18 protein-coding genes are annotated in these 18,070 nt (G+C 28.6%); 6 read left to right on the forward strand and 12 right to left on the reverse strand.

The window, feature by feature from the left end; translation table 11 throughout:
• Positions 1 to 362 precede the first annotated feature (362 nt).
• From HMPREF2578_RS11290 to HMPREF2578_RS02640, 4 genes are all read right to left on the reverse strand, one after another.
• Positions 363 to 491, reverse strand: a complete 129-nt coding sequence (locus tag HMPREF2578_RS11290) for a hypothetical protein (RefSeq protein ID WP_002449516.1) — start codon at positions 489 to 491, stop codon at positions 363 to 365.
• Positions 492 to 504: 13 nt separating this feature from the next.
• The gene (locus tag HMPREF2578_RS02630) at positions 505 to 1,389 is read right to left on the reverse strand and encodes a permease (RefSeq protein WP_002454595.1); all 885 of its coding nucleotides are present in this window, start codon (positions 1,387 to 1,389) and stop codon (positions 505 to 507) included.
• Between the two features lie 87 nt (positions 1,390 to 1,476).
• A complete protein-coding gene (locus tag HMPREF2578_RS02635; RefSeq protein ID WP_002449352.1) occupies positions 1,477 to 1,797 on the reverse strand; it encodes an ArsR/SmtB family transcription factor in 321 nt (106 codons plus the stop codon).
• 45 nt (positions 1,798 to 1,842) lie between these two features.
• Positions 1,843 to 2,037, reverse strand: a complete 195-nt coding sequence (locus tag HMPREF2578_RS02640) for a hypothetical protein (protein WP_049415113.1) — start codon at positions 2,035 to 2,037, stop codon at positions 1,843 to 1,845.
• A 282-nt stretch (positions 2,038 to 2,319) separates the two neighbouring features.
• Between HMPREF2578_RS02640 and arsD the strand changes: the two genes are divergently transcribed.
• Genes arsD through arsC form a run of 6 tightly spaced genes read left to right on the forward strand, consistent with a single transcriptional unit; the run spans position 2,320 to position 8,056 of the window.
• The gene (arsD, locus tag HMPREF2578_RS02645) at positions 2,320 to 2,667 is read left to right on the forward strand and encodes an arsenite efflux transporter metallochaperone ArsD (protein ID WP_002449502.1); all 348 of its coding nucleotides are present in this window, start codon (positions 2,320 to 2,322) and stop codon (positions 2,665 to 2,667) included.
• Positions 2,654 to 4,375 (forward strand): arsenical pump-driving ATPase, encoded by a 1,722-nt coding sequence (gene arsA / locus HMPREF2578_RS02650; RefSeq protein WP_176743739.1) that lies wholly within the window; start codon positions 2,654 to 2,656, stop codon positions 4,373 to 4,375. Before arsD ends, arsA begins: the two co-directional genes overlap by 14 nt.
• Positions 4,375 to 6,039, forward strand: coding sequence for an FAD-dependent oxidoreductase (locus HMPREF2578_RS02655; protein ID WP_070508263.1), 1,665 nt, complete (start codon positions 4,375 to 4,377; stop codon positions 6,037 to 6,039). Before arsA ends, HMPREF2578_RS02655 begins: the two co-directional genes overlap by 1 nt.
• Positions 6,036 to 6,350, forward strand: a complete 315-nt coding sequence (locus tag HMPREF2578_RS02660) for an ArsR/SmtB family transcription factor (RefSeq protein ID WP_001830569.1) — start codon at positions 6,036 to 6,038, stop codon at positions 6,348 to 6,350. Before HMPREF2578_RS02655 ends, HMPREF2578_RS02660 begins: the two co-directional genes overlap by 4 nt.
• Positions 6,350 to 7,642 (forward strand): arsenite efflux transporter membrane subunit ArsB, encoded by a 1,293-nt coding sequence (gene arsB / locus HMPREF2578_RS02665; RefSeq protein WP_049415106.1) that lies wholly within the window; start codon positions 6,350 to 6,352, stop codon positions 7,640 to 7,642. The genes HMPREF2578_RS02660 and arsB overlap by 1 nt, the downstream gene beginning before the upstream one ends.
• Positions 7,643 to 7,660: 18 nt before the next feature.
• Positions 7,661 to 8,056 carry an arsenate reductase (thioredoxin) gene (gene arsC, locus HMPREF2578_RS02670; protein WP_017175594.1) on the forward strand — a complete coding sequence of 132 codons (396 nt, stop codon included), beginning with the start codon at positions 7,661 to 7,663 and terminating at the stop codon, positions 8,054 to 8,056.
• A gap of 138 nt (positions 8,057 to 8,194) precedes the next feature.
• On the opposite strand, the gene HMPREF2578_RS02675 is transcribed toward arsC, so the two are convergent.
• From HMPREF2578_RS02675 to HMPREF2578_RS02710, 8 genes are all read right to left on the reverse strand, one after another.
• Positions 8,195 to 8,827 (reverse strand): hypothetical protein, encoded by a 633-nt coding sequence (locus tag HMPREF2578_RS02675; RefSeq protein ID WP_070508264.1) that lies wholly within the window; start codon positions 8,825 to 8,827, stop codon positions 8,195 to 8,197.
• An 11-nt stretch (positions 8,828 to 8,838) separates the two neighbouring features.
• Entirely contained in the window at positions 8,839 to 9,222 is a 384-nt protein-coding gene (locus HMPREF2578_RS02680) for a hypothetical protein (protein WP_070508265.1), read from the reverse strand.
• A 372-nt stretch (positions 9,223 to 9,594) separates the two neighbouring features.
• Entirely contained in the window at positions 9,595 to 10,374 is a 780-nt protein-coding gene (locus HMPREF2578_RS02685; protein ID WP_070508266.1) for a hypothetical protein, read from the reverse strand.
• A 416-nt stretch (positions 10,375 to 10,790) separates the two neighbouring features.
• A complete protein-coding gene (locus HMPREF2578_RS02690; RefSeq protein ID WP_070508267.1) occupies positions 10,791 to 12,389 on the reverse strand; it encodes a MutS-related protein in 1,599 nt (532 codons plus the stop codon).
• Between the two features lie 202 nt (positions 12,390 to 12,591).
• A complete protein-coding gene (locus HMPREF2578_RS02695; protein WP_070508268.1) occupies positions 12,592 to 13,755 on the reverse strand; it encodes a hypothetical protein in 1,164 nt (387 codons plus the stop codon).
• Positions 13,756 to 13,788: 33 nt separating this feature from the next.
• Entirely contained in the window at positions 13,789 to 15,582 is a 1,794-nt protein-coding gene (locus HMPREF2578_RS02700) for a DUF4209 domain-containing protein (protein WP_070508269.1), read from the reverse strand.
• A gap of 27 nt (positions 15,583 to 15,609) precedes the next feature.
• The gene (locus HMPREF2578_RS02705; RefSeq protein WP_083294933.1) at positions 15,610 to 16,233 is read right to left on the reverse strand and encodes a hypothetical protein; all 624 of its coding nucleotides are present in this window, start codon (positions 16,231 to 16,233) and stop codon (positions 15,610 to 15,612) included.
• A gap of 248 nt (positions 16,234 to 16,481) precedes the next feature.
• On the reverse strand, positions 16,482 to 17,972 hold the full coding sequence (locus HMPREF2578_RS02710) for an ATP-binding protein (RefSeq protein ID WP_070508270.1): 1,491 nt from the start codon (positions 17,970 to 17,972) through the stop codon (positions 16,482 to 16,484).
• Between the last annotated feature and the right edge of the window lie 98 nt (positions 17,973 to 18,070).

Genomic DNA, 18,070 nt, shown 5'->3' on the forward strand with positions numbered 1-18,070 from the left:
AATAAACTCATTTACTGGCTATTTTTCTAGTATTTATATTCAGTCTTTTCAAACTAAATTAATCATTTTTTGATTCTCAAATTCTACGCCACAATAGCTGCATTTTATTAAAGATACTATATATTCAATCAATTTCAGAGTGAGTTATATACAACCTCATTTTTAGTTTTATTTATAATATGATTCTGCGTATCGGTTAATGATGCGGTTTTTAATTAACGTCTTTTTGTTATAAGTCTTAAAGAAATACTAAATAAACACATCATTTTCCTTAATTGAAACGAAAGAACGACAAATTCCATACTATTACATTGGAATTTGTCGTTCATTTATTAGAAGCATATATTTTACAGACTTCTAAATTAATTGTTACAACAACAATTATTATCCTGTTGCTCTTTTTCATTTTTCTCTTTTTTTTCTTCAATTTCTACAGAACAACAAGATTGTTCCTGAGGTTTTAATTTTTTTAATACGTCTTTGACTCCCATTATCTCACCTCCTTTAAATAACGATGTTCACCATCAAACCTGTAGAAATAGCTACAACTAAAATGGCGATAACGAATGAGATTACAAATTTTTTCTTGAATAGTTTCGATAATAATACAACTTCTGGAATACTTGCACCAGCACCACCAATGATCAAAGCAACAACTGTCCCAAGCGACATTCCTTTTGAAGCTAATGCTTCAGCTATAGGTAACATGGTTTCAGGTCTAATATACATAGGAATACCTATAATAGAAGCAATAAATACGGATATAATGCCACCTCCACTCGCATATTTAGTAATAAATGTTTCGGGTACAAAGCCATATATAAAAGCACCAATAAATACACCGATAAATAAGTAAGGAATCATTGGATATAAGAATGCCCAAGCATCATTTAATGCTTGTTTAAAACGAGATCCATTTTTATTAGCGAAAAACCCATCGCCTTTAACATTTACACCTTTATAACTTTTAGATAAATTCATTTTTGAAAATACTAGACCCGTTAAGACACTAAAGATTGCTAGTACAATAAAATAAACAACAGCAACTTTCCAACCTAATAAGGCCCATAACATAAATATCATTAATGGATTCATTAAAGGTGACGCAATTAAAAAACTCATTGCAGGGCCAAATGGAACTTTAGAATTTAATAAACCTGCAAGTATAGGAATTGTAGAACAAGAACAAAATGGTGTCATCGCACCAAAAGCCATTCCCAAAATATAATTAATAGCTTGATTAGGTTTACTTAAAAAGTATTTTATTTTTTCTTCTGAAACTATCTGCTGGATGATACTTACAATAAAGCTCACGATGATAAATAGTATGAATAGTTCAAAAAACAACATCACAAATGTTTTTATAAATTCCATAATTGAATCTAACATGAGTATAATGCCTCCAAATTTAATTAATCAATATTTCTTGATGTATTAATCAAAAAAAATTGATTAATACTACATTAAAAAAGATACTCATAATATCTTACAACAAGTATCTTCATTTAAAACAACCTGTATTTGCTGCTCATTAATTTTATAATAATTCCATGTGCCATGCTTTTCAGCAATAAGAACATTTGCATCTACTAATTTTTTTAAATGATAAGAAAGTTTAGATTGTTTTATATCTAATAACTCTTCTAAATCACATACACATAATGATTTATTGAAGCTTTGGCTAATTTGATTTAGTATTTTTAATCTGATTTTATCGGCAAGTGCATTAAACATATTTTCATAAAAGTCAAATTGTTGATCTTCACTCATATCAGTCTTTGCTTTAATAACTTCCATAAAAGACCATCCTTTTTATAATATTTCATTGAGTTTATATTATCTTTATTTCAATTCTTGAATTGCTTGTTTATAGTTATTTTTTGTTGATTCGCCATACTGATTAATGTTCCCTTTAAAGAACTCCTTTTCCATATATATTGTAGCTTCTTTTAAATTGATTTCTCTTGATAGCATAACAAGATTTAAATAACTTATAAAATAACCAACAGTTAAAGTACTTGCATGGTTTACTCGCAATCAAGCACGCCTCCTTATTGTCAACGTAGTTTTATATCATTTAATACATCAATTTTTTTTGATATATTAAATATAAATCAATATCCATATTATCGCAAGAAGAAAACCTATAATTTTACATAAACTTAGGTATTGCTCACAGAAATACTAAAATAATTTTTTTATAAATTGTATTATTAAGAATTAAATTTAGTAAAATTTTTAAAACTCAAATAAAAACATAGACATCCATCTATATAGATGTTAGTCTATAATCGTAAATTAATTAATGAGGTGAGTATAATGTTAAATATTGAAATATACGAAGAAGCTATGTGCTGTTCTACTGGGGTATGTGGTCCAGAACCGGATGAAACACTAATAAAAGCGAACCAAATCAATGAATATTTAAAACAAAATCAAATAGAAGTTCAACGTTATAATATGAATAATAATCCGAATGAATTCATTAAAAATCAAGAAGTTATTCGTTTAATTCAAGAAAAAGGTGATGAAGTTTTACCCATCACTTTTATAGAAGGCGGTATAGCTAAAACGGGCGCTTATATTACCCAAGAAGAAGCCGATGAAATTATTACAGTTAATCAAATGAGAAATGGAGGATGCTGTGGTGGAGATGGATGCTGTTAAATACTTAAATAAATTGAATTTAGATAACATTGAGTTAACAAAATATTTGTTTTTTACTGGTAAAGGTGGCGTAGGCAAAACAACGATATCAAGTTTTATTGCTTTAAACTTAGCAGAGAATGGAAAGAAAGTAGCTTTAGTAAGTACTGATCCAGCTAGTAATTTACAAGATGTATTTCAAATGGAATTATCTAATAAATTAACTAAATATCAACCTATACCTAATCTCTCTATAGCCAATTTTGACCCGATTGCTGCTGCAGACGATTATAAAGCACAATCTATAGAACCTTATGAGGGTATTCTACCAGAAGATGTGCTTTCTGAAATGAAAGAACAGTTAAGTGGTTCATGTACAGTTGAAGTAGCAGCATTTAATGAATTTACAAATTTTTTATCCGATAAAACTTTAGAACAAGAATTTGATTTCATTATATTTGATACAGCTCCTACAGGTCACACCTTGAGAATGCTTGAATTACCTTCTGCATGGACAGATTATTTAAATACAACGAGTAATGACGCTTCTTGCTTAGGTCAATTATCAGGTTTAAATGAAAATAGAGTTAAATATAATTCAGCACTTGAAAAACTACGTAACCAAGATGATACGACCATGATGTTAGTTGCGAGACCTACTCACTCTTCTATATATGAAATTCAAAGAGCGCAACAAGAATTACAACAACTGTCAATTTCTAAATTCAAAGTAATCATTAACAACTATATAGAAGAAAGTCACGGTTTAATTTCGAGTCAGATGAAATCAGAACAAGATAAAAACATTAATCATTTTACCGAATGGTTAAATAACAATCATGCTTATTACGTTCCATATAAAAAGCAGAAAGAAGAAGGTATAGAAAATTTAACTAATCTATTAAATGATGATAACTTAATTGAAAATGATGACTTTATTGTTGAAGATCATCCGCAATTCAATAAATTAATCGATGAAATTGAAAATAGTAAAGTTCAATATTTATTTACAATGGGAAAAGGTGGCGTTGGTAAAACGACAGTAGCAACGCAATTAGCTACAGCATTATCTAATAAAGGATATCGTGTTCTTTTAGCAACTACTGACCCTACTAAAGAAATTAATGTTGAAACTACAAGTAATTTAAATACTGCTTATATTGATGAAGAACAAGCATTAGAAAAGTATAAAAAAGAAGTACTAGCCACAGTGAATGATGATACACCACAAGACGATATCGATTATATTATGGAAGATTTAAAATCACCTTGTACAGAAGAAATAGCATTTTTCAAAGCCTTTAGTGACATTATGGAGAATCAAGACGACATGGATTACGTCATTGTAGATACAGCTCCTACAGGCCATACTTTGCTGTTACTTGATTCTAGTGAAAATCATCATAGAGAATTAAAGAAAAAATCAACTCAAACTACCAGTAATGTTGAAACATTATTACCTAAAATTCAAAATAAAAATTTAACACAGATGATAATCGTAACACTAGCAGAAAAAACACCTTATTTAGAATCTAAACGTTTAGTAGAAGATTTAAATAGAGCTAATATAGGCCATAATTGGTGGGTTGTTAATCAATCGTTAGTTACGCTAAATCAACGTGATGACCTTTTTAGTAACAAAAAAGAAGATGAATCATTTTGGATAAACAAAATTAAAAATGAAAGTTTTGATAATTACTTTGTCATACCTTATGGGGGGTTATCATAATGAAAAAAATTGTAATCATCGGTTCAGTTGCTGCCGGTACAAGTGTCGCGGCTAAAGCAAGAAGAAATAGTGAAGATGTGGGAATTATCGTTTTTGATAAAGATAATGATATTTCGTATTCAGTATGTGGTATCCCCTACTATATAGGCGGTAATGTATCTGATATTGATGAACTCACGCCAAGAAATGCTAAATGGTTTAAAGAGCGCTTTAATATAGATATTTATACAAAATATGAAGTGAATCAGATAAATGATACTGATCAAACAATAACTGTTACCAATTTAGTAAATGATGAAAAGATGATTCAAGAATATGACGAATTAGTATTAGCAACAGGCTCATCGCCTAAGGAACTTCCTCAATTAAATAGCGAAGAATATAACAATGTATTTAAAGTTAAGAATATTAATGATGCGAAAGCAATTTATAATTATATTGAGAGCAATGATGTTCAGAATATAACAATCATTGGTGGTGGATTTATTGGTCTAGAAATGTTAGAACAATTATCTAACTACAATACTTCAATTATTCAACGCAGTACTTTTATGCCTCATTTAGACTACGATATCAGTTTTATGATTCAAGAATATATTGAAGATAAAGCTAACGTATATACCTATAATGAATTAGATAGTATTGATTATGATGAAAATCATACAATAAATAGAGTAAGCTTAAAAACTGGCGAATTAATTGATACAGATTTAATCATTATTGGGATTGGTGTCACACCAAATACTAAATTAGCTAAAGAAATTGGTATTAATATTGGAAAATCTGGAGCAATACAAACCAATAAGTATTTTGAAACAAATATTCCTCACATATATGCAATTGGTGATGTAGCAGAAAGTTATAATTTAATTACTGGTGACCCTATATATAGACCGCTAGGTTCTACAGCAAATAAAATGGGACGTATTTTAGGAGATCGATTAACTGGTGGAAATCTAGAACATAAAGGCATTTTAGGAACAGGCATTGTTCGTATATTTGATATGACAATTGCCCAAACAGGCTTAACTGAAAAAGAAGCTATTGATTTAGATATTGATATTGACGTATTACACAATGTGAAACCGAATCGTCCAGAATATATGCAAGGCCAAGAAATGGTAATTAAAGCTATATTTGATAAAAACAATTCTAAATTACTGGGTGCTCAAATTATTGGGTATGAAGGTGTAGATAAGAGAATAGATGTACTAGCTACTGCTATAACGTTTGGCGCCCATGCAGAAGATTTATTTCATTTAGATTTAGCATATGCGCCTCCTTTTTCTACAACTAAAGATCCTGTTATTTATACAGGGATGATTGGACACAATATTACTCGAGGACGCAAAATTATAACGCCTGAAGAAGTCATAAAACAAAATAATGACTTATTGATTTTAGATGTACGTTCTCCAAAGCAATTTGAAGTTAATCATGTTGATGGAGCGATTAACGTCCCATTGAAAATATTGAGAAGTTATGCAAAAACATTAGATAAAAATCAAAAGATAGTGACTTATTGTAATAAAGGTACTACTGGGAATGCTGCACAAAACGTACTTATTAATTTAGGTTTTAAACAAGTGTTTAATTTGTCAGGTGGTAATAAAAATTATCAACGTTATAAAAGGTTTCAAGTAGAAAGGAAGAAGAAAAATTGAATTATAAAAAAATTTCACAATACTTAAAAGTGATTGCTGATAGTAGCCGCCTTGAAATATTAGACTTGTTATCTTGTGGTGAATTATGCGCTTGTGATTTATTAGAGCATTTTTCTTTTTCTCAACCCACATTAAGTCATCATATGAAAGTATTAAAAGACAATAATTTAATTACATCCAGAAAAGATGGTAATAAAATTTTATACAAATTGAATCATGACGTATTGGATGACGTTACATCACGACTGACTCTATTGAGTTCCAGTGCTGGCCCATGTATATGTGAAACAGTAGAGAAAGGTGAGTGTTAATGATGACGATATTAGCAATCACAATATTTGTATTAACGTTAATTTTTGTTATATGGCAACCTAAAGGTCTAGATATTGGTATTACTGCATTAATTGGTGCTGTAGTTGCTATAATCACTGGCGTTGTAAGCTTTTCAGACGTACTAGAAGTTACTGGAATTGTTTGGAATGCGACTTTAACTTTTGTTGCAGTTATTCTTATTTCACTCATATTAGATGAAATTGGATTCTTTGAATGGTCTGCCATACATATGGTAAGAGCATCAAAGGGTAATGGCTTGAAAATGTTTATCTTTATCATGCTCTTAGGTTCAGTTGTAGCAGCCTTCTTCGCAAATGATGGTGCGGCTTTAATACTGACGCCTATTGTTTTAGCAATGGTACGTAGTTTAGGATTTGATAAAAAAGCGATATTCCCATTTATTATTGCTAGTGGTTTTATCGCAGATACTACGTCTCTTCCATTAATTGTTAGTAATTTAGTTAATATTGTTTCTGCTGATTACTTTGATATTGGATTTGTTGAGTACTTCAGTAAAATGATTATACCTAATATATTCTCTTTAATCGCAAGTATTCTTGTCTTATGGCTTTATTTTAGAAAGTCTATCCCAAGAAAATTTGATGCAGTAAATATTAGAGAACCAAAAGAAGCGATTAAGGACAAAAAGCTTTTTAATATCTCATGGATTGTACTCACTGTATTGCTAGTTGGTTATTTAATAAGTGAGTTTATAAATATTCCAGTATCAATTATTGCTGGTATCATTGCTTTAATATTTGTATTATTAGCACGTAAGTCTAAGGCTGTGCATACGAAACAAGTAATTAAAGGTGCGCCATGGAATATTGTTTTATTCTCTATTGGTATGTATCTTGTGGTATTTGGTCTAAAAAATGTGGGCATCACAACGCTTCTTAGTGATGTACTAACAAATATTTCAAATTACGGCTTATTTAGTGGTATCATGGGCATGGGCTTTATAGCTGCATTCCTTTCATCCATTATGAACAACATGCCAACTGTTTTAATAGATGCAATAGCGATTGGTCAATCTCAAACAACAAGCATACTCAAGGAAGGCATGATTTATGCGAATGTTATCGGATCTGATTTAGGACCTAAAATAACACCAATTGGTTCGTTAGCAACACTTCTCTGGTTACATGTGCTTACTCAAAAAGGTGTTAAAATTTCTTGGGGACAATACTTTAAAATCGGTATTATTATAACGATTCCGGTATTATTTATCACACTGTTAGGGTTATATCTAACACTTATTATTTTCTAAAAAAAGAGGAAACTATTTATGGATAAAAAAACAATTTACTTTATATGTACAGGTAATTCATGCCGTAGCCAAATGGCTGAAGGTTGGGGTAAAAAAATCTTAGGTGACGAATGGCAAGTATATTCTGGCGGTATTGAGGCACACGGTGTCAATCCGAAAGCAATCGAAGCGATGAAAGAAGTCGGAATTGATATCTCAAACCATACTTCTAATTTAATTGACAACACTATACTAAACCAATCCGATTTAGTAGTAACTCTATGTAGTGATGCTGATCAAAACTGTCCTGTATTGCCGCCTAATGTAAAAAAAGAACATTGGGGATTTGATGATCCAGCAGGCAAACCTTGGTCAGAATTCCAACGTGTTAGAGATGAAATCAAAGCAGCCATTGACTCATTTAAGGCTAGATAAATTTTAAGCGTCTCAATATCATTGAGACGCTTTTTTTAATATGCCATTTTAGACGATTACAGAGTTTTAAAATGATGAGCACACTTTAACTTTATTAAAATCCCCTTCTATTAAGAACGTTGAACGACTCAATGTGAGTTATTGCAATACACTATTTTTAATTTTCACTTTCTCACCGGTTTTAATTTTATCGTATTGCTTTTTCGGGACAACAACTAAACGTTTGCCTTTATTAGTTTGAACGGTAATGGTATATAATTTCTCATGCGCTTTCATTTGTTGTTTCAACATATTTTTTTGGTATTCAACACGATTGGTTTTATTTTTATACATACCGGATGTAATAAAATAAAAATATAACCAATTATTATAATATGAAGTGGCCATAAATTGTGACGTATATGAAGCTCCTGGTCTATATCGATGTCTTGTAGACACCATTGATCGTGCTTGTTGAGACTGAATTTTACCAGTGTCTTGTTTGAATTTTGATGCCTTGTTATTATATGTCATACTATTTGTTCGACTAGCTTGTTGCGCTGCACGTTGACTTGATTGTTTTGCAACTCGTGAAGCATTCATCGTACTTGAACGACTCATTGACGAACTTGAAGACGTTGAACTTCTAACCGCAGAAGATGACGAACTACTACTTGAACTTGAGCTACTCGTGCTTGAGGTTACAGCTTCTAAATTTGTAGACAATATACAAAGCGAAGTCACATTAAAGATTATCATTATACTTATCATTTTTAATACGTTATGCTTCACCGACTCACCTCTTACTCTTTAGACACTTCATCTTTAGCAGTAACTTGTCCTTCAATATCGTCATCGCCATAAATCATATATGGTGGACGATAGACATGAATCTTTTTGCCATCTTTAATTATATAAGGCTTTTTATTTCCATCATTTAAAATATGTTCATAAACGTGTTCTAAATCCGTCTTTTGTAAATGTGATTTACCATTTTTATCTTTATATTTTATTTCCACATTGGGTGTATCTTCTGAACCATTATTTAGCACTTCATAATACTCATATGTATATTTCTCTGACTTTTGACTATCTTTAGAAGGCTCTTTCTGCTCTCCCGATGTTCCACAAGCTACTAAAATAAAGGACAAACTCAATAGACTAGCTAATAATATTATCTTTTTCATAAACACTCTCCTCTACTCATTTGCATTGTAACATTCTTAGTCCATTCATCTCCAAGTAAGTGATATATAACTTATTTTATCTTTAAAACTTTTATATACATTTTAATATATCAATTGTGAGTTATTTCGTTTTTAATTATTTTTGTTAAACTATATTTAAAATCATTTATCACTTTTACTTAATAAGTTTAGATTTTCAATACAAAATATGATGAGTAAGGAGAGATAGCTATGTCAATATGGTTTGTTTTATTACCTTCACTATCTTTTTTAGCAGTTATGATAATAGGGTATATTTGTACTAAAATCTTTATTCGCTAATAGTTAAATAAATTATTATTTTGATTCAATTTTACTACGCCTATACTTCATTTATTGTGTTTGCTTATTGATCATGCATTGTAAGTAAATGGCTATTAATATTTCTTTCTCCACTCTAGTGCTGTGAATGTGTATAGTGTGTTTTTCGCCTCGTTTTTTAGTTCGTTTACTTTTTGAAATATCTAAAAAACTACGCTTTGCGGTTAATACTACGTCATTCTCAAATGTAATTTTGGTTTCATTACTAAAAAATGGATTGCTTACATCAAACACTTCAGATTTGTAATTAAACATATAAGGAAGTTGTTGCTTTCCTCCACTTTTGAAGAACTGTTTCATCTCAAGTGTACCTACTTCTTCACCATTCAAATACATCATATATTGATGTCTATTCGCTACCACATGTTTACGAATTATTTTTACATCGTTCTCACTAGAAGTCATATATAGACTATATTTTGTTTGAACACCAAAGAGACTCAATAATTTATGAAATATATTAACAAAAACGGGTTTATACGTTATTGTTTCGTTACCGTATATCACATTGCTTTGATTCTCAATGATATATAAAGGCATTTGTACAAAGAATTCTCCCGCTTCAAAATCTTTATTATTGAGACTTTCATTAATGCGTGGATGCTTTTTTTGTAAATGTTTTCTAAAAAGCAAAACGCCTACTATAATTATAGTAACTATTCCCCAAACTAACCATGTACTCCAAAGCGGAACCTTGAACAATGATGATTTTCCTACAAGTATTAAAAATGTGTTTATTAAGTTGAATATGAGAAGCACTATCCATATGAGTGCTTCACGAAACATCGTCATTACCCATTTCTCCTTTATTTAATAAGTAAGTTTATAATATATCATGCAATCTATTTTTTTATTGCTTTTGTGAGGTACTTTTGCGTATCGGTGAATGATGGGGGTTTTTATACTCTTTAAATTGATCCGATTAAGTCGTCAGTATTAATCACACTATCCTATAATTTATAATCAGTTAAACTGTCTTTTAGCACCAATTATAACTATAATCACTGCAATATCACTGAACATTGAAAGTCATGATGTATCCATACCATAATCCCCACCTGTAATCAGTACATTTTTTGTATCTATACCCCCAATAGTCATCTTGAGCTGTGATATTTAATAAACCGTTTATATTTCAAAATATATGGAATATAGCAGAAGCTCTTATACTATTAAATGTCCATACAGTCATATATATGGTTTAAGTTTTATTCAATTGTTTGTTTTGCTCTTGTATATACTTTTTCAGGAAATTGAGTAATACGTAATAATTCAATTGCGTTTCGTGTATTTGCTTTACCTTTTTTTATTTTATAATCAAAATAAATCTGATTATTTTCTATCGATTCATTAAAATGATAATTTTCATAGTTAGCTTTTAGATATTCAGAAAGTTCGATATCATGGGTAGCCGCTATAACTTTATAATGTTTCTCAGTATCTAAATAATTAAGCACCGACTCTGAAGCAGCAATCCGTTCTGTCGTATTCGTTCCTTTAAAAATTTCATCAATAAAGCAATATACCAATTGATTATTTTTAATATTAAATAATCGCCGAATAGATTTTAATTCCGTCATAAAATAACTATCTCCTGATAAAATATCATCTGTATTCGCCATTGAGGTATAAACTAATCCAGGCTTGTATGAAAACGCTTCTGCTGTAGCAGTATTTAATGTTTGAGCAAGAATGAGATTAGTTGCAACAGCTTTCATAAATGTTGATTTTCCTGAAGCATTTGAACCTGTTAATAAAATATTATGATTTATATTTAAACTATTTGGTACCGCTTCTGTCAGTAATGGGTGCAATAAATTACTAAATGTTATTTGTTGTTTATCTTTAATAATAGATGGTTCGCAATATGTATGTAATGTTCGACGATACATCACTAATGAATAATGATTATCTAACGTGCTTATGTAATCATAACATTGAAGCAATTCTTCTTGATGTTTAACGTAAGTAAATTGAATAATATGAAAAAAGAAGTAATCCAACATAAAACTCATTTTAAAGAGCATGATAAATGTACCACCAATATCTTGATCATCTGCTTTTCCAATAAAACCGCTTAATGAACGTGCGAGTTTAAATTGTTGAAAATCGATATTTATACTTGGCGTGCCTTTTATTTTACTTAAAGAATAACTATGCTTGATTACTTTAGAAGTATAGAAGATGGATTTTAAATCTTGACTATAACTTTTTTTGAGATAGGCTGATAAACCAATATTAAGTAAAATAGAAAAAAGAATGATTAAAATTCCTAATGATATATTAATAAATATTATAATTGCACCTAGAAGTGGCAAAAATGGACATAGCATAAATAAATTATTTCGTTTTACTGGTTTAATTTGATCAGGAGAAAGCGGATAAACAACTTTTCCTATCAAAGCAAGATGATACGATACATTTACTCTAAATTGTTCATCTTTAAATTGATTCACTAACTTTTTATTATTGATAGTAAACATTTTTCTCAAAGTAGCATACCATTTCATTTCTCCAATAGCTGTAAAGTTAAAATTACTTTTATGAAATAAAGTATCCATATCTAAGTCTGTCCATGTTTTATCATCTATTAATGTATCAGAATAATTCTTACGTCGAAGATTAAACTGATAATCAAATCTCGAATTTGGACGTATAAATTCTTCTAAAGTCTTTTTACTTTTCCAAAGTTGTTTAATATTTGAAATTAATTTTTTTCTTTTTACTATAGTAGTAATAGTATTAACAACTATTCCCAAAACGATTATTCCTATGACTAAGCATGCATAGGTTTGATAGATATTCATAGAAAACTCCCATTTTAAATTCTTTGTTAACTTAGTTATCATGTAATTTAAAAACTAATTTATATATTAAATGCTAACATATTCTACCATCTATTTTTTAGTTTTATTTGTGGTATGCTTCCCCTTATCAATGAAATTACTAAAGTAAAAATTATTATAATATCTTAATACTTTATATTCTTTATAATCAACTCTAATAATTCTATTTTGAAATAATTTTATTAATATATTTTTCATACATCTCAATATTTTCTTTTATGCTGTACTTTGCTTCTCTTACATTAGAAATTCGTATATCTCTATCTTTTCCTAACAATTCTTGTATTTTAGAAGCTTTATCTTTTGATAATTTTTTAAATATATTATTTTCTCTATATACATATAATTTTTCTTCATACGCTAGCATCCTGCTTATTGAATAGTTATTTATCACATTACTCAAACCCTTATCTGCTGTAAAAATTGAATGTAAAAAAACTTCTTTACTATTAGTATTTCTTAGAGCGATTTGGTCTTCTGACGTTCTAATATGAAATAAATCCCAAGCAATACCTTTTAATTTACTCAATAAATTTTTACTATTCAAATTGGTAGATTTAAATATATTATTTTCATCATTATTTATGTAGTCAAAAATAACACTTAACTCTAACTCTGAGTATGCTAATTTATTTTCAGTTTCTTTAATAAAATTTTGAATCAAGTAAAAAATTTTATTTTCTGCTGATTTTTTACTACTATTTTTTATATAAAATGCCATTAAAACTAATAGATAAATTGATTGAAATTGTAGAATATTTGAATCTTGTATATTCAACATATGATAGTATCTATCATCTGTATCTAAAATTACTTCTGAATCATTAAAATATCTTGAGAAATTACGACTTTCAAAATCAAATTGACTTATCCTATCAAATATTGAAAATGATAAAATAGTTTCATATGAAACTATTTTATTTATACTATGAATATTATTTCCATTTTCTATTAAGTAAGGTACGCAGCTTATTTGTTGTTTACTTTTTTTTATATTAGTTAAAATTTTAAAGAAATCACTCTCATACTCACCCTTCACAATCAAATTTCGTAAATAGCTCATTATGTTACTATCAAAGTCAATACATTGACACACTTTAATTAATTCATTACCATTTATAACATCATTATCAATAATTATTAAATTATCATAGTTAGCTATTTCAACAAGATGGTACTTATCGCTATTATTTAGAATTTTTGGAATTTTTCTTTCATTCATCCTTTCCTCAAAATCAAATAAACGTGATTCTTCTAAGAATTTTTTATTTTTTGAATAATCGATTAATGGTTTTTGTGTGATTAGTAGCAACTCTTCTAATTTCATGATATGTCCTCCAAAAAGATTATATATTAATTATCACTTAGTCATTTTTTCAATATTATATCTAGTTAATACCAAAAATAAATAAACAATTAAAATACATTTCGTATAATTTATTTTCGAAAATTCTATTAACCCATGAGCTATTTCATTGCGTAAATTCAGCCCTGACTGTTCAACCATTACAATTTGAATTAGTTTATGTACATCATTTCCAAAGGCAGATTTCACCTCATCTCTGAGTAAAAATTCATTGAATGTTACTTCTTGTTGCGTATTTCCTTTCCTAATAGATGTAGTTGAATAGCCAGCTTTAGAAAACATTCTTCTAACTGTAGATTCAAATTGAGGGACTAAAATATGCAAAGCACTCAAATAATCCTTTTCTAAAAATCGAGATATTCCATGTTCTATAAAAGGAATATTTTTATTATCTAGTAGTTCCCACCTATTAAATTTTTGCATGAAATCTTCAGTAGAAATTTCAAATTCTAATATTAATTTATCAAAAATAGCTTTAAGAAGTAATTCAACATTAATATTTAAATAATGCATATAATTAATATTAAAATTGATTGTTTTATTATTTTCTTTTGTAGTAGTTTCCACTATTTTTTTTCCATCATTCAATAAACCTTTTGAAATTAAATCTTGCAAAGGAAACTCTTTACTTAACTTATCAACTTGCTCTTCAATTACTGTGATTTTAGGTATTAAGTCATTACTGTTTGCTATTTCATCTAACGAATTTTGTATATCTGACGAAATAAAACATTCAACGATTTTATCAATTTCCTCTTCTGGAAATTCTATTGGAATTCTTATTAGACTCATTTCATTACTTTTTTCGTATTCTTCGTAGGTTTTTTTTACTAAAATTTTCATCTCATTAAATTTTTCTCTTTCTCCAATTTCGCTATAATGTTTCATAGCTTTTTCTAAAAAATGTGCTTTTACCAATAAACTCTTATCTTTTCTTCCTTGTTGGTATTCTGCCTCTAACTCGTAGCTTTTTCCAATTTCTTTTTCCAATTCATTTATTTTTTCAGAAGAGATTAAACTGAATCTTCTGTATTGAATAAGTTCTTCACAAAATATTATATGAGATTGATAATCTTTATCTTCAAAATATTTTTTAATAGCTTTTTCTAACACAATTATAATTTTATTTGAATATTCTTCTAAAATTATTTTTTTGTGGTTAGATTTTAAAATTTCTCTTGTAAGTTCCGAAAGTTCATATACCCTTCTATATTCATTATTATTATCAAATTCATTAATTTTTAGATAAATTAATTCGACAGCTTTTTTGAGTTCTTTCTTATTTCCCATTAGAAGAGATACTTCAACCAATCTAGATATCACTGAGTCATAGTTACTAGCTTCACTATAATGTTCACAAATATAAACTAGGCTAGTTAGTAAAGACTGTGAAATCTCATATTTATTTTTAGCTATTTTATTATTACCATACTCAAATAAGAAATCGGAATATCTTACTTTTAAAAATAAATTGTTTGTCTCATTTAACCTTTGCTCATAGTATTCGATTTGGTTATCAGTAAAATTTTGAATATCTGGCCACTCTCTACCATCAGCAAAACTAATTACCGCTGAAAACCTTCTTTCCTTTTTATTTTTTGATAAAATAGGGTTTCTCTCACATAAAGAGAAAATTTCAATCTCATATTGTGCCAATTTCTCTTCATTTTTTAGATTTTCATTTGCAGCCCAATCTCGAATTTTTTTAAAGCCTTCTATAAATTCTGAATAATATTTAGTAGCCTCAATTAATTCCAGTTCATTTACTTTTTCTTTAAATTTGTCCATATCTTACCTCATTGAATTTAAAATATATTAATCTTCACTTTCTATTTCATTGTTTTGCATAAGTTCTAAATAAGCTAATTGAATAAAACTTCTATATCTATAAACAAGATCATCGTCCAAAAGATAGCCGCCATTCCTATCAATATCTCTAACTGTATCGTAAATACTTTTAATAATTTTAGTTGGTTCATAGTTCTCATTTTGAAAGTCTTTTGTAAGAAATTCAAAAGCATTATATAAATGTTCAATGGTTTTAAAATGACCATTTTTCGCAACTTCTTTAAAAACCTTTTCTGGTAAATTAATCAAAGAAAAGTACTCATTAAATTTATTATTTTCTTCTGCTATATTTTGCCCTGCTCCTAAGTGAATATTATCTCTTGGATCTTCTCCACCTAAGTGACGAATTTGGAAACTTTCAGATACTTCCATTGCATCTTTTAAATGAGCAATTTCTGCTAATGAAACACTTACTTTACCTGCATTATTTTCAAAATTAATTTGATGAATCCTATTTAATAAACCTGTAATTTCTTTTCTAAATACTAAAATTACAATCAATAAAAGTAATGGGAAACTGAAGTTTTTATATAAATACGCTGAATATTTTAAAACTTGCTCTAAAATAATACTAAAATTTGATATTTCCAAGAATACACCTCATTTGTGTAAAATAATATAATGATAGAGAAGAACTAACAGGTTTTTCATCAATCATAAATTAATGATGCGAAAATAATTTCTATATTGTTTTTACTTAAATGCTAAATATTCCTCCACCTACTTATGATAACTTTCTGCGTATCGGTTAATGATGCGGTTTTCTATGATGTTTATTAATAAATATAAGATGCGAAGCATTTGTATAATCCAAGCACTTCGCACCTATCTCTTATTTTTTATTTATTCCTGAAGAATGACTCTAAACTTTTAATTACTTTTTTAGTTCGCAATATATCAGCTTCTTTTGATTCTATTAACACATATTTAGTAACTCGACCTTTACCTTCTTGTTTTATCAAATTATCATCTTTTAGTTTTTCTAAAATATTTCTAAACTGATATTCTGTCATATTTTCTATTTTTAAGGCTTCACCCTTACTTATTGACCCATAGTCAATAATATGCTTTATTACTTTTTTGTCTAACTCAGGATATTTTTCAAACTCCTTCATTAAATCTTGTTTCCAAAGTACTACATTAGTGTCCATGTCCGTTAATTCTATTTCAGGCGTTTTAAGCTTATGTCTATTAACTACATCGAATATCCTTGGTCCTCCAGACCCAGCTTTTTCTGAATATCCTACTCTTCTGAAAAGCGTCGATAATATACTATTTCTGACCTTTGAATGCCCTCCATGAATAAAATCTTCTTTATTTATTCTCATATTACCCGGATTATAAAACTCTATAAAATCTTCACAATTAACTATTTTAATACTTTGCTTAGTATCATAATACGCATGCATTAATGTATTAACCAGTGCTTCGCGAATTGCTACTTTTAAATCTCTTGCGTAATTTTGTCTAGTCAAACCATCATTTAGGCTAAATGATTCCTCAATGTTATCAGTTAATTTTATCAATACTTTTTCAAAAAAACTATACACGTTTAAATCTTCATTACCTAAATCTCCACTTGATATTCTATCTTTCCAGTCAGTATCTAGGTAATTTGTTTTCTTAAAATAATCTAATTGAAATCCTGGGAATCTATCACTAATCGCATTATACTTACCAAAGAATAATAAACATGCTGTAGTCATTTTATACTGTTTGTCTTTCGAACTCCTATCTTTTCTATATGCCCCTAAATCTATCATTAAATCCATTTGGCTCATATTCGCATATCTCTCATCATTAGTATTTTTTAATAGAAGTTTCCTGTAATTTTCGATAGATTCGTGATTTAAATCAGACATGTCATAGTTATCTAATAATTCTGTATCTATATCGTCTTGAGAATTTACAATCATGAATTTATACTCTTCTTCAGTCGCAATTCTATCAGCATCATCAACTCTTTTATATACTAAATCTTTTTTATTATCTACATATATCGGTTTCTTCGAATAAGGCGCTTCTGGTACATGAATTTCAATGCACGCTTTATTTTCAATATTAACAATTTTAACATCTTTATCTGATAAAATATTTTGACTAACTTTATTTCTTCCATATAGTGCATTCCAAAAATCTTCAATCATTTTCTCTGGATCTTCAACACCAACTGAAACAAAGACTTTTTTGTCCTCGACCTTTTTTTCTTCAATTCCTAAATATATAGTGCCACCTTCAGTATTTGCAAAAGCACTATACGTAGACCAAATATCATTAGATAACCCTTTTCGTGATTTCTTATACTCTATATATTTACTTTCTCTGTGCAACGCAATTCCTCCAAATCATAAGTATTAAAATACTCCATTAATTTACTCAAACCGTCTACCATAGTATTTCGCGCGATTATTACGATGATTCCAAACGA

Origin of the sequence: Staphylococcus sp. HMSC072H03, assembly GCF_001809305.1 — a bacterium.
GTDB lineage: Bacteria > Bacillota > Bacilli > Staphylococcales > Staphylococcaceae > Staphylococcus > Staphylococcus hominis.

Excerpts from the sequence above, each read along its gene's own strand:
- HMPREF2578_RS11290 (WP_002449516.1), bottom strand. The coding sequence starts at position 491 with ATGGGAGTCAAAGACGTATTAAAAAAATTAAAACCTCAGGAACAATCT.
- HMPREF2578_RS02630 (WP_002454595.1), bottom strand. The coding sequence starts at position 1,389 with ATGTTAGATTCAATTATGGAATTTATAAAAACATTTGTGATGTTGTTT.
- HMPREF2578_RS02635 (WP_002449352.1), bottom strand. The coding sequence starts at position 1,797 with ATGGAAGTTATTAAAGCAAAGACTGATATGAGTGAAGATCAACAATTT.
- arsD (WP_002449502.1), top strand. The coding sequence starts at position 2,320 with ATGTTAAATATTGAAATATACGAAGAAGCTATGTGCTGTTCTACTGGG.
- arsA (WP_176743739.1), top strand. The coding sequence starts at position 2,654 with ATGGATGCTGTTAAATACTTAAATAAATTGAATTTAGATAACATTGAG.
- HMPREF2578_RS02655 (WP_070508263.1), top strand. The coding sequence starts at position 4,375 with ATGAAAAAAATTGTAATCATCGGTTCAGTTGCTGCCGGTACAAGTGTC.
- arsB (WP_049415106.1), top strand. The coding sequence starts at position 6,350 with ATGATGACGATATTAGCAATCACAATATTTGTATTAACGTTAATTTTT.
- arsC (WP_017175594.1), top strand. The coding sequence starts at position 7,661 with ATGGATAAAAAAACAATTTACTTTATATGTACAGGTAATTCATGCCGT.
- HMPREF2578_RS02680 (WP_070508265.1), bottom strand. The coding sequence starts at position 9,222 with ATGAAAAAGATAATATTATTAGCTAGTCTATTGAGTTTGTCCTTTATT.
- HMPREF2578_RS02685 (WP_070508266.1), bottom strand. The coding sequence starts at position 10,374 with ATGACGATGTTTCGTGAAGCACTCATATGGATAGTGCTTCTCATATTC.
- HMPREF2578_RS02690 (WP_070508267.1), bottom strand. The coding sequence starts at position 12,389 with ATGAATATCTATCAAACCTATGCATGCTTAGTCATAGGAATAATCGTT.
- HMPREF2578_RS02695 (WP_070508268.1), bottom strand. The coding sequence starts at position 13,755 with ATGAAATTAGAAGAGTTGCTACTAATCACACAAAAACCATTAATCGAT.
- HMPREF2578_RS02700 (WP_070508269.1), bottom strand. The coding sequence starts at position 15,582 with ATGGACAAATTTAAAGAAAAAGTAAATGAACTGGAATTAATTGAGGCT.